At 69.8% G+C, this 12017-nt stretch carries 9 protein-coding genes and 1 pseudogene; all 10 read right to left on the bottom strand.

The window, feature by feature from the left end; translation table 11 throughout:
- Nucleotides 1-232: 232 nt before the first annotated feature.
- The 10 genes and pseudogenes from B047_RS0100535 to B047_RS0100490 all read right to left on the bottom strand — a co-directional run bounded on the left by B047_RS0100535 (nucleotide 233) and on the right by B047_RS0100490 (nucleotide 11965).
- On the bottom strand, nucleotides 233-1279 hold the full coding sequence (locus tag B047_RS0100535; protein ID WP_040778733.1) for an SIS domain-containing protein: 1047 nt from the start codon (nucleotides 1277-1279) through the stop codon (nucleotides 233-235).
- Complete coding sequence (gene nagA, locus B047_RS0100530; RefSeq protein ID WP_018465007.1) at nucleotides 1218-2342, bottom strand: N-acetylglucosamine-6-phosphate deacetylase; 1125 nt, start codon at nucleotides 2340-2342, stop codon at nucleotides 1218-1220. Before nagA ends, B047_RS0100535 begins: the two co-directional genes overlap by 62 nt.
- Nucleotides 2339-5515, bottom strand: a complete 3177-nt coding sequence (locus B047_RS0100525; RefSeq protein WP_018465006.1) for an alpha-mannosidase — start codon at nucleotides 5513-5515, stop codon at nucleotides 2339-2341. Before B047_RS0100525 ends, nagA begins: the two co-directional genes overlap by 4 nt.
- Nucleotides 5499-6713: a hypothetical protein gene (locus B047_RS0100520; RefSeq protein ID WP_018465005.1), complete on the bottom strand. Its 1215-nt coding sequence runs from the start codon at nucleotides 6711-6713 to the stop codon at nucleotides 5499-5501. Before B047_RS0100520 ends, B047_RS0100525 begins: the two co-directional genes overlap by 17 nt.
- Nucleotides 6706-7551, bottom strand: a complete 846-nt coding sequence (locus tag B047_RS0100515; RefSeq protein ID WP_018465004.1) for an ROK family protein — start codon at nucleotides 7549-7551, stop codon at nucleotides 6706-6708. The genes B047_RS0100520 and B047_RS0100515 overlap by 8 nt, the downstream gene beginning before the upstream one ends.
- Nucleotides 7548-9113: a DUF4127 family protein gene (locus B047_RS0100510; protein WP_018465003.1), complete on the bottom strand. Its 1566-nt coding sequence runs from the start codon at nucleotides 9111-9113 to the stop codon at nucleotides 7548-7550. Before B047_RS0100510 ends, B047_RS0100515 begins: the two co-directional genes overlap by 4 nt.
- Nucleotides 9110-9757, bottom strand: coding sequence for a transposase (locus B047_RS0100505; protein WP_018465002.1), 648 nt, complete (start codon nucleotides 9755-9757; stop codon nucleotides 9110-9112). The genes B047_RS0100510 and B047_RS0100505 overlap by 4 nt, the downstream gene beginning before the upstream one ends.
- Nucleotides 9754-10083 (bottom strand): annotated as a pseudogene (locus B047_RS18245) (FAD-dependent oxidoreductase); the annotation flags it as partial. The pseudogene B047_RS18245 and the gene B047_RS0100505, both read right to left, overlap by 4 nt.
- A gap of 68 nt (nucleotides 10084-10151) precedes the next feature.
- Nucleotides 10152-11051, bottom strand: a complete 900-nt coding sequence (locus B047_RS0100495) for a carbohydrate ABC transporter permease (RefSeq protein WP_018465000.1) — start codon at nucleotides 11049-11051, stop codon at nucleotides 10152-10154.
- Complete coding sequence (locus B047_RS0100490; RefSeq protein WP_245533662.1) at nucleotides 11048-11965, bottom strand: carbohydrate ABC transporter permease; 918 nt, start codon at nucleotides 11963-11965, stop codon at nucleotides 11048-11050. Before B047_RS0100490 ends, B047_RS0100495 begins: the two co-directional genes overlap by 4 nt.
- Nucleotides 11966-12017 lie beyond the last annotated feature (52 nt).

The following is a 12017-nucleotide window of genomic DNA, read 5'->3' as shown; positions in this document are numbered from 1 at the left end:
CACCTTCCCTATGCCCGTTGGCTACGCGAATATTCGGATGGTGGCCGGTGAGTTCTCCGTCCCAAAGCCCACTTCGTGCATACCACTTTACATATTTGCATGGGGCGTTATAATTGTTTTTGTCAGCGGGCGAGAAGCCCGTTGTGTTTTTTAACCCCACGCCAATGGTCGAACACCGGAAAGCGTCGAGGCCGACGGTGGGGGAAGAGCGTTTTGCGCTTGATGCGCCCCCTCAATGTGTGCGCGTCACCTTGGAGAGGTTGCGCGGGGCGTCGGGGTTGAAGCCGCGGGCGAAGGAGAGGTGGGCTGCGAAGGGGTAAAAGGCCTGGGCTATCAGGATGCTGTCCAGCACGGGGTGCAGACGGGTGGGCAGGGGGAGGGGGGTGTGGGCGAGCTCGAGGGCTTCGCCCTCGGAGGAGGCTACCAGCAGGTGGGCGCCCTTGGTGCGCAGGTTTTCCAGCAGGGCGACCATGCCGGGCATGGGCCGGTCGCGGGGCACCAGCGCCAGCAGCGGGAAGCCGGGCTCCACCAGGGCCACCGGACCGTGCAGTAGCTCGGCGCCGGACATGGCCTCGGCGTGCAGGGCGCCGGTCTCCTTGAGCTTGAGGGCGAGCTCGTGGGCGACGGCGAAGGCGTAGCCCCGTCCCACCACCAGGGCGTTGTCGCACTCGGCCAAGGGCTCGAGCCCCGCGCTCCAGTCGGCCTCGGAAGCTTGGTGCATGGCCTCGGGGAGCATGGCCAGGGCGTCCTTGAGGCCCCTGTCGTCGGCCCAGTAGGCCACCAGTTGGGCCAGGGCGGCCAGGGTCGCCAGGTAGCTCTTGGTCGCGGCCACCGCTTCCTCCTCGCCGGCCCACAGCGGAAACACCACCTCCGCCACCTGGGCCAGCGGGGAGGCCTCCTGGTTGACGAAGGCCACGGTGAGGGCTCCGCCGCGGCGGGCCTGGCGGGTGACCTCGAGCAGATCCGGGCTCTGGCCCGACTGTGACAGCGCGATCAGCAGGGCTTTGTTGAGGGAGAGGCTGGCCCCGTAGACCGTGGTGACCGAGGGGGTGGCGCTCGAGACCACCACGCCCAGCAGGCTCTCGACGAGGTACTTACCGTAGAGCGCGGCGTGATCGGAACTGCCGCGGGCGACGGTGAGGGCGAAGGGCGGGGGGTTGCGGCGAAGGTAGCCCGCCAGCGACTCGACCTCGCCGCGGTTCTCGCGCAGTAGGCGTTCAACTGCGGTGGGTGCTTGGAGTGCCTCGCGGTACATCTTGGATTCGTTGGCCCTGGACATAGACTTCTTCGACCTCCAAATTGGCGTTGAGTACAAGGATATCGGCATAGGCCCCCACCCGCAGGTGACCCCGCTCGGCAAGGCCCAAGTAGGCGGCAGGGGTGGCGGAGGTGGCCCGCACCACCTCGCAGAGGCTGTAGCCCCAGTCCACCAGATTGCGGATGGCCTGGCCGGTGGTGAGCGCGCTCCCGGCCAGGGCGCTGCCGTCTTCGAGGTAGACCCCGTCGCCGCGCTTGATCACCCGGTGCCGCCCCATGTGGTAAGGCCCCTCGGGCATCCCGGCAGCGGCCACCGCATCGGTGACGACGTAGGGCTCGGGGATGGCCTTCCAGGCCGCCCGCACCGTGGCGGGGTGTACGTGCAACCCGTCGGCGATGAACTCGGCCCAGCGGGCCCGCTCCAGCGCCAGCCCCGCCACGCCGGGCTCGCGGTGGTGCAGGGGGGTCATGGCGTTGAAGCAGTGGGTGAAGGAGGCCACGCCCGCCTCCAGCGCCTGGAGAGCCTGGTCGTAACGGGCCAGGGTGTGCCCGATCTGCACGCGCACGCCCTGCTCGCTCAGGAAGCGGATGAGCCCCAGGGCACCCGGCAACTCGGGGGCCAGCGTGACCACCTTGATGGGCGCCAGGCCCAGCCAGCGGCGCATCAGCTCCAGGTCGGGGGGGATGGCATAAGGCGGCTGGGCTCCGAGCTTGTTGGCGTTGATGAAGGGGCCCTCGAGGTGCACCCCCAGCACCCGGGCCTCACCCGGCTCGGGCCGCTCGACCACCGCCCTAATCCCCACCAGCGCCGCCTCGAGGTCGGCGGGGGGGGCGGTCACGGTGGTGGCCAGCAGCGCGGTGGTACCGTTTCGCGCGTGGAAACGGGCCATCTGGCGGATGGCCTCCTCCCCGTCCATGCAGTCAGCCCCACCCCCGCCATGCACGTGCAGGTCGATGCAGCCGGGCAGCAGGTAACGCCGGGGGGCCTCCGGCAGGGCCTCGAGAGCCTCGATGCGTTCCCCAAAGCGCAGCAGACCGGGCCGCTCACCTTCGGGGGTGACCACAATGCCTCGCAACTCGTTCATGATCTCAACCTCAGGCTGATCACCTCGTAGGGCCGGTAGCTCAGCCGCAGCACGCCGCCCTCCAGGCTCAGGGCTTCCTGGCCTTCTTCCAGCAGGTTCACCCGGCTCACCCGCTCCACCTTCAGCGGCGAGAGGTCGAGCAGGGCCTCACCCCGCGCCCCGTGGGCCTCGTAGAGCCGCAGCACGTAGCCCTCGCCATCCTCGGCCCGCTTGAGCGCCGAAAGGCGCAGGTGGGGGGTTTCCAGGCGCAGGAAGCGGCCCTGGGCCGGGCCTGTGCCCCCGCTGCCCTGCACCGCGAGCAGCGGCGCGTTGAGCGCCTCGGCCTCGGCCACGGTGCCCGCGCGCCAGTCGCCCGCGTGGGGGTAGAGCGCGTAGCTGAAGCGGTGCTCACCCACGTCGGCGTAGGGGTCGGGCCAGATGCTCCCGCGCAGCAGCGACAGGCCCAGCACGTGGCCCCGTGCGCTGTGACCGTACTTGGCGTCGTTGAGCAAGCTCACCCCGTAGCCCGCCTCGCTGAGGTCGGCCCAGCGCAAAGCCGGGACCTCGAAGCGAGCCGCGTCCCAGGGGGTGTTGGCGTGGGTGGGTCGGGCCACCGCGCCGAAGGCGGTCTCGTAGTAGGCCTCGTGGGCGCGCACCGCCAACGGAAACAGCGCCCGCAGCAGGGTGCGCCGCTCCTGCCAATAGGCGACGGTCTCGACCTCGAGCCGCCTCGAGCCCGCCCACAGCCAGTAGGTCTGCTCCAGGCGCGACACGCCCAACCGGTACTCGGCGCGGATGCCCGCCCGCACCGGGCCGGACTCGATCACCCGCACCTGGGTGGCCTCCAACTCCTGGCCCTCGGCCTCGTAGCTCGCGTCCAGGTCCCAGGCCTCCCAGAAGCGCGGCACGTCGGTGTAGGCCCACAGCTGGTTGCCCCGCCCGGCCAGCACCTTGCGCTGGCGGTCCTTGTCGAAGAAGGCCGAGAGACTGCCGTCCTGCGCGACCTTGACCCGCAGGTGGGCGTTCTCCAGCACCATGCCCAGCACCGCCACCCCCCCTTCGCCCGCCGACGGCGCGGGCTCGCCCTCCAGCACCCCCAGCGCCAGGTAGCCCAGGGGGGGCACCTCGAGCCCCGAAGCCGCCAGCACGCGGTCGCCGGCGAGCTGGTAAGGCACCTCCTCCCCGCCCGGCCCCACCAGCCGGAAGGGGCCTTCCAGCGGACGGCCCATCTCCAGCCGCAGCGGCCTGGGCGAGGAGCCCAGGTTCCACACCACCACCTTGGCCGCGGCCTCGGGGTGGGGCGCGGCGACGCCGGCGCTGAGGCGCTCGAGCGCCCGCCGCCGCAGCCCCTCGGCCAACGCCAGCGCCTGGGACAGGCTCTCCTGGGCATCCTTGGGCACGCTGTGCACCCCGGAGCCCGGCAGGACGTCGTGGAACTGGCCCAGCAGCAGCGCCTTCCAGGCCCCCTCGAGCGCCTCCCACCCCTCGTCCCCTCCGCCCAACCCGGCCCGCTCGGCCAGCACCAGCGCCGCCTCGGCCTCGACCAGGGTGTGCTCGAGCCGCCGGTTGAGCCGCTTGAGCTCGGCCTGGGTGGTGTAGGTAGCCCGGTGCAGCTCGAGGTGCATCTCCCCCACCCAAACGGGGAGCCGGGAGGTAGGGGGTGGGGGGCTTTTCCCTGCTTCCCCACCCGCCAGCACCCCCTCGTAGAACGCGTCCACCCGGCCAAGCTCGGCCCTTGGCAGGCCGGGGAAGTCGGCATAGCGGGCCTGACGCTCCAACATCTCGGCGCTGGGGCCGCCCCCGCCGTCGCCGTAGCCGAAGGTGTAGAGGGTGGTGGGGTGGTAGCGCTTGCCCTTGAAGTTGTGCCAGGTGCCCGCGAGGTCCTTGGCCTCGAGCCGCCCGTTGTAGCCCTCGTTGGGGTTCCAGAAGCCGTGGGCCAGCACCCGCGTGCCGTCGAGGCCCTCCCACTGCCACAGGTCGTGGGGGAAGGCGTTGGTCTCGTTCCAGTTCAGCTTGGTGGTGAAGAAGTAGGGCAACCCACCCTGGCTCAAAACCTGCGGCAGGTTGGCGGCGAAGCCGAAGGTGTCGGGCAGCCAAGCCACCGAGGCCCGCCGCCCGAACTTCTGCTGGAAGTAGCCCTGCCCGTAGAGGAGCTGCCGCGCCCAGGACTCGCCCGAGAGCAGGTTGCCATCGGGCTCGACCCACATCCCGCCCACCAGCTCCCAGCGGCCCTCCCGCACCCGCTTCCTGACCTCTTCGAATAGCTGAGGGTCGTCGGCCTCGAGCCAGGCGTAGACCTGGGCGCTGGACTGGTTGAAGCGCAGCTCGGGGTAGCGCTCCATCAGGTTCAGCACGGTGGCGAAGGTGCGCCGGAGCTTGCGCCGGGTCTCGGCCACCGGCCACAGCCAGGCCAGGTCGATGTGGGCGTGAGCGCTCATGAGCAGGTGGCCCGCCGGGGGGTAGCGCCCCCGGATGGCCTCGAGCCGCCACCGGAGGTGGGCCCGCGCCGCCTCCAAGCTGGCGCGGTGCTCCGGGCCCAGCGCCAGGCCGGGGCCGTCGAACTTCCACCCCTCCCAAAGCTGCGCGGTCATCCCCGCCCAATCCGAGCGCTCGAGCTGCTCGAGGTAGGCCTGGGCCGGGCCGCGCGGCAGCCGGATCAGGGCGAAGGTCTCGGAAAGGGCGTCGAGCAGGAGCCGGGCCACCTCGGGCTGGACCTGCTGGGCCGCGTCCAGGGCGCAGGACAGGTCGGTGTGCAGCGCCCGCACCTGGAGGTCGGGGACGAAGAGCCGGGCCTCCTCGAGCCGGGGGTGGGGCACCGGGCTGCCGAAGAGACCCCTGGGCACCGCCTCGACCTCCAGCGCCACCACCTCGGCGCCTCTAGCGGCCTCGAGCAGCGGGTACTCGCGGTGAAAAGGGTTAAGCCCACCCAGGGCCTTGCCGTCGAGGGTCAGGAGCCCCTCCCCGCCCACGTCGAGCCGCACCCACACCGGCTTGCCGGCCCAGGCGCTGGGCACGTGGCCGCTGAAGATCATCTCGGCGGGGAAGGCCTGGCTGGGCCACTCCTGCCCCACCTCCAGCGGCAGCCAGTCGGTGTTGGGGGCGCGGAACTCGCACTCCAGCGGGAAGGCATCGAGGTCCCTCCAGGCCGATAGCTCCTGCAGCCGTACCCGCAGTCGCTCAAACTCCTGCTTCATAGCCCTCCTTCCCCCCGATCCAGGCCCGCACCATGCCCGGCGTGACGGGCTCCTCGAGCAGGCGGCGGAACCACCCTTCAGGGTTAGCTCGCACCCGGAACAGTTCGTCCAGCAGGTCGCCTCCGGCGGTGTAGGTGAAGACGTAGGAACGCCAGGTGGGGTTGGCGATGAACTCGAGGCTCTTGCGGGCGCGCTCGGGGGTGACGAGGGCGTAGTGTTCGATGTAGCCCAGCACCTCGGCCTCGGGCCGCCGCTCCTCGTGAAGGAGCAGCGCCGCGTTGCCCGAGACATACTTCAGGGCTCGCTGCTGGCGCATCACGGCCTGCATGGCCTCGACCTCGGGCCGACCGATTCCCAGGCCCAGGCGCTGGGCCAGCTCGAGCAGCCACTCCCGTTGTTCCTCCTCACCGAGCACCATTTCGCGGGCCCTGACCGCAATACCCTCGGCAACGACACACTCCGGTGAGTTGATGAGGAAGATCGAGGCTTCGGCGTGGCGCTTTTCGTGGTAAAGGCGCTGCTCCTTGAGCACGTGCTCGGTGTGGTGGCCAGGGTAACCCTCGTGGGCCATGGTGTCGGGCAGGGCGTAGAGGTAGGTGGGCAGGTCGGTGTTGAGCTCGATGCGCGAGCGGTAAGCCCCTAAGTACCAGTTGTAGGCCCCCCAGGGCTGGTTCTTGACCAGCTCCACCGTGAAGGATTCGCCCTCCGGCAGCCCATAGCGCCCGCGCACCCGCTCCCTCAGCCGCTCGAGCACCATCCCTAGCGCCTCTCCCACCCGCTCGGGGGGCACCACGAAGCGCCGGCGGAAGGCCTCCAGGCGCTCGGAAACCGGTCCCTGGCCCGGCAGCACGTCCTCCAGGCCGGCGATGGCCTCTTCGAAGCGCCCTTCGGGCACGGCCTGGGCTTCGACGTCGTACAACCGCCGTACCTCCTCGCGGTAGGGCAAGCGCTCGCCCTGCAAGAGCGTCAGGGTGGTCTGCATGGCCGCGAGCTGCGCTTTGAGCCAGGTACGGCGCTGGGAGGGCTCGAGGTGCTCCACCGCTCGAGAGAGCTCCTCGGCCTGCCGTGAGAGCTCCTCCAGGGAGGGCTTTGCCCCGGGTTTCCAATCCTCAGGCCCGAAATAGGCGTCGATGTAGCCGGGAAAATGCTGCTCGATGCCATGTGCCAGCTCGATGTAGTGCCGTGCGACTTCAACCATCTAGGCTCCTCTCGACCCAGTCGGCTGCCCCGATCAAGCCCGCATCCGCTCCCAGCGCGGCGGGGACGACCTCGAGCCCGTACAGCGGGTCCAGGCGGCCCAGCGCGGCCCGCACCCGCTCAATGTAACCCACCGACAGCCCCAACCCCCCGCCGATCACGGCGCGCTCGAGGCCCAGCATCACCTTGAGGTCGGCCAGCTTGTCGGCCACCAAGCCCGCGCTCTGGGCCAGCTTGGCCTCGGCGGCGGGGTCGGCAGCGGCCCGCCGGACCACCTCCCGTGCCCCTTCCCAGCCGCGCGCCCTGGCCCAGCGGTCCAGGGCGCCGCCGGAGGCGACGAGCTCGAGCGGGGTGCCGTCCGGCGCGCGCATGTAGCCCATCTCGGCGTGCAGGCCGTGGCGGCTGAGGTAGAGCCTGCCGCCCAGCACCAACCCGCTGCCCACGCCTGTGGAGACGGTCACGAAGACGAAGTTCTCCACGCCCCGCCCGGCCCCGTGTGTCCCCTCGCCCCAGGCCGCCGCGTCGGCATCGTTGATCACCGCGGTGGGAAGGCCGGTGGCCGCCCGCAGAGCGCTCTGCAGGTCGTAGGCGTGCCAGCCCTGCAGGGTGTCGGCGTTGAGCGCGGTGACCCTGCCCCCGGCCACACTCCCGGTGGCGGCCACGCCCAGGGCCTCGGCCCCCGGCAAGAGCGGGCCCAACAACTCCAGCGCGGCCCGCGTCACCGCCTCGGGGCCGCGGTCATGGGTAGGGGTGGGGGCCTCGAGCCGCTCCAGTACCCGCCCCCCCTCCACCCGCGCCGCCGCCAGCTTAGTACCCCCGATGTCGAGCGCTGCGATCATAGGCTGGAGTCCCCCTGCTTCAGGGTATGGGAATCTTCGAGCCGCATACCCCCATTCTCCCGGATGAGCCGCAAGGGGAAGACGCCGGTGAACAGCCGGGGCCAAGCCAGCGAGGCGGGGCCGCGCTCGAGCCGTACCCCCGGCAGGCGCGGGGCGAAGTGCCGCGCCCACAGCTCCTCGAGCAAGGGGGCCATGCGGGCTTCGACCAGGGCCTCGGCGCGGGGCTTGAGCTCGCCCAGATCGAAGGGGCTGGGGTTGGAGAGCGCCTCGCGCACCTCGCCGCGCACGCGGCCCTGGTAGAGCCAGTCGTCGGCGAGCCTCGAGAGGTTGGCCTCGGCCAGGGCCACGGGGTCGCCCCCGTAGAGGGCGCAAACCCCACAGGCGATGGCGCTGCCCAGCGTGTTCCCCGCCGTGTTCCAGGCCGCATACCCGGCGAGGCGGGTCACGTCCACGGTGTCTAGCAGCAGCCGGGTGAAGCGCTCCTCGGCCCCGTTGGCGTAGGCCACGTCGGCCACGGCGACCCTGCGGCCCGCCCCCAGGTCTTCGGCGATGCGCTCGACGAACTCGGGCAGGTGGCGGTTGGCGGTGTCCACCACCTCGAGGTCGGGCTGGCGGTGGGCCTGTCGGTGGGAGGGGGCGTTGACGGCCAGGATCAGATCGGCGTCCTCGGGCGTGGCGGCCGCCACGCAGCCCGCCGCCCGCAGGTGGGCCTTGACCAGCTCGCCCAGCACGCGGTCCTCGTAGAGCATCACGCTGTGGGGGGCCAGGGCCGAGGGGTAGCGCACCCAGACGCGGGGCTTGCGGCCCGAGCCGTTGACCAAAGCCCGCGCCAGCAGCACCGCCGCCACCTCGTCGGCGCCGGGGTACACGTCGGCCCGGTTCCACAGGGAGAGCGCGTCGAGGCGGGCCTCGAGCCGCCGCCGGTCGCGCGCGGCCAGCCCGTAGGGGGTGGTGTCGTCGAGGGTGAGGCACAGGTGCTCGAGCACCCCCTCCTGCAGCAGGCCGATGGCCGCCTGGTGCAGGGCGTGGTTGCGCTCGCGGGTGGAAAGCCAATCCTCCAGCAGCTCGGCGGGCACCGCCTTGCGGGCCTCCTCGAGCTCGCCGGGGTCGGCCCCGCGCTCCACCCGGTCCGTCCACTCCGACACCCGGCGCAGCGCGGCGCCCCACTCGCCGTAGTAGGGCTTCTCCTCGAGCGGGTCGTTGTCGTGGGCCACCCGCACGATCACGCCGTGGGCCAGCAGGCGCAGCCGGGGGTTGTCCCGCTTCACCTCGCGCAGCACCTCGAGCCGCCCCAGCGCCGCCTCGAGCGAGTCCGACACCCGGCGGGCCGGGATCATGCCGCCCAGGGCGAGGGTCTCGAGGGTGACGACGGCCACGTCGGCGGCGGGGGCGTGCTCGCGCAGCCAGCCAGCGATTCGCGCGGTGTCGGCGGGCCGGTTGAGGTCGTTGAGCAGCTCGAGCGGGGGCGAAAGCAGCTCGACCCCGGCCACCCGCGCGAGCTGGTGGGGGAGCTCGAGGGTGGGTGGGCGGGTGTCACAGGGCAACAGCAGCACACGCTTCATCGGTAGGGGTTCTCCTCGTCGGTGTCCCAGCCCAAAGGGTTATGGACGATGTATTCTCGAATGGCTCGCAGTTCGTCTTCGTCGCGGATGACCCGTTCGTAATAATTGCGCTGCCACAAACGTTTATCGAATGGAGGCCATCCCGACTCCTTGACCCCGCGGACATACCGGCTGGTGGTGAGGGTTTTGAATCGGTGTACCACATCCGGCAGCGTCAACCCTGTAGGGGCAGGCCCCTGTGCCTGCCCTGGCCCCTGTGCCTGCCCTGGCCCCTGTGCCTGCCCTGGCCCCTGTGCCTGCCCTGGCCTCTGTGCCTGCCCTCCCACCCCAGCGCGTCCCCGGGGATCAGGGCGGCCACGGGGGGCCGCCCCTACGTTCCCCAAAACAATGATGCCGTGGATGTGGTTAGGCATCACCACAAAGGCATCCGTCTCCACACCGGGGTAATGCCCGGGCATCTGATTCCACACCTCGAGCACCATCTCCCCGGCTGGGCTCAGATGCATCTTCCCGTCAACCAACTCGCCGAACAGCCCCATCCGACCCTGGACACAGACCGTCACAAAACAGGCTCCCATCGAGGAATAATCGAACCCCTTCAGCCGGATCGAGCGCCGGTGGTGCCGGTCGGGGTCGTACCTCACAGGTTGGCCCCCTGCCGCCGCAGGGCCTCGCGCAGTTCGACCCCGTCAATCATGGGGGCGTAGGAGCTGATGAAGGCGTTCTCGCAGCCCTCGAAGGTGGCCCGCAGGAAGCGCACCAGCCGCTCGCCGTCCACCTCGCCCAGCATGAAGCGCAGGCTCATGGCCTGGTGCAGCCCGCTCTCGGCCGCCCTCGCCCGCACCGCCAGGTCGGCGTCGCCGGTGGCGTCTATGTAGGTGTAGGCCGCCAGCCGCACCAGCCCGTCCTTGTTGTGCACCACTATGGTACGCACGCGCCTGTCCTCTAGCTCGGGTGCCACGCAGTGGGTGTGGTAGAGGACCCCGCCTCACGAATGGACAAATTCACGGTCTGCATAGCGTTCACATGAGGGGGACTTCAGCCCTTCACCGCCCCCTCCATGCCCCGCATGAAGAAGCGCTGGGCCAGGAAGAAGACCACCAGCACCGGGATCATCATGATCACGGCTCCGGCGGCGACGTTGAAGGAGTCGTAGTTAAACTGCCCCTTGAGCTTGAGGATCGCCACCGACATCGGCAGCAGCTCGTCGTTGGTCAGCAGGGCCACGCTGGGCCAGAAGTAGGCGTTCCAGGTGCCCACCAGCGTGAAGATGCCCAGCGCCGTGAGCGAGGGCAGCGACAGGGGCAGCATGACGCGCCACAGGATCTGCACCTCGCTGGCCCCGTCGATGCGGGCAGCCTCCATCAGGGTGCTGGGGATGGCGAGGTAGGCCTGGCGCATGAGGAAGATGCCGAAGGCGGTCGCCACCGTGGGCAGCACCACCCCCAAGTAGGTGCCCAGCAGGCCCAGGTCGCGCAGGGTGAGCACGTTGACGATGAAGGCAATCTCGGTGGGCAGCACCAGCGTCGAGACGATGACCCCGAAGGTGAGGTTGCGGCCGGGGAAGCGCATGTGCGCCAGGGGGTAGGCCGCCAGCGCCGAGACCAGCAGCGTGCCCGCCACGGTGAGGCCGGTGATAACCACCGAGTTGAGGAAGTACTTGCCCAGGTGGAGCTTCTCGATGACCTCGAGGAAGTTATTGAGCGTAACAGCCTTGGGAAAGAGGCTCTGGGGGAAGGCGTAGATGCTGATCCCGCTGCCGACGGTCTTGTCGGTGATGGCGATGGCCAGCGTCCAAAGGAAGGGGAACACCGCGAAGGCGAAGATCGCCAGCAGCAGCGCGTAGTTGAGCACCCCCGCCAGAACCCTGCGCCAGGGTGGGCGGCGCAGGCGGGCAGCCTTACGCTCGCGGGGCAGCCCGGCAACCTCCTGCCTCACGAGCGGCCTCCCCTCTCCTCGCGGGTGAGGTAGAAGTTGAGGTAGCTCAGGGCGAAACCTACCAATGCGATCAGGAGCCCCGCCGCCCCGGCCACGCCGAAGTTGGCGTCGAGCATGTTGCCCCAGCTTTTGTTGTAGACGTACAGCAGCGCAGTGTAGGTGGAGTTGAGCGGCCCGCCACTGCCGCCGGTGAAGACAATGATCTCCTCGAGCACCCGGATCGCCGCGATGGTCGATAACAAGCTGCACAGCAGGATGGTGGGCTTCATCAGCGGCACGGTGATGCGCCAGAAGCGCTGCCAGGCGCCCGCTCCGTCGAGGGTGGCGGCCTCCTCGAGCTCCGCCGGGATGCTCTGCAAGCCCGCGAGGTAGAGCACCATGTAGTAGCCGAAGCCGCGCCAGAAGGTCACCAGCATGATCGCCCACAGCGCGGTGTGCTCGTTGAGCAGCCAGCTAAAGCGTCCCTCCCAGTTGATGAGGTGCAGCAGCCGCAGCGACCAGTTGAGAAAACCGTCCTTCTGGAAAATCCAGTCCCACATCACCGCCGCCAGCGCGATCGAGGTCACCACCGGCACGTAGTAGCTGGTGCGGAAAAGCCCCATCAGGGGTAGCTTCTGGTTGACCAACACCGCCACCGCCAGCGAGGCGATCTGCAGCACCGGCACCACCAGCAGGTATTTGAGCGAGTTCCAGACCCCCGTCTGGAACAGCGGATCGCCCAGCACCCGCGCGAAGTTGGCCAGCCCCACCCACCGGGGCGGCTCTTTGGCGGCCAAGTCGGCGATGGTGTAGTCGGTGAAGCCCAGATAGGCCCCGTAGATCACGGGGTAAAAGGTGAACAACCCCATCAGCACCAACGCAGGGGCCAAAAAAGCATAGGCGATGAGAGTGGTGGTCAGGGCTTGGCGTTTCACATTCACCCCGTTTGGCCGGTTACTGAAAGGACCCTTTCAAGCCTTCGGAGTA

The sequence above is a fragment of the Calidithermus timidus DSM 17022 genome (assembly GCF_000373205.1).
In the GTDB taxonomy this organism is placed as follows: Bacteria; Deinococcota; Deinococci; order Deinococcales; family Thermaceae; genus Calidithermus; species Calidithermus timidus.
This window is presented reverse-complemented; position numbering and strand designations above follow the sequence as displayed.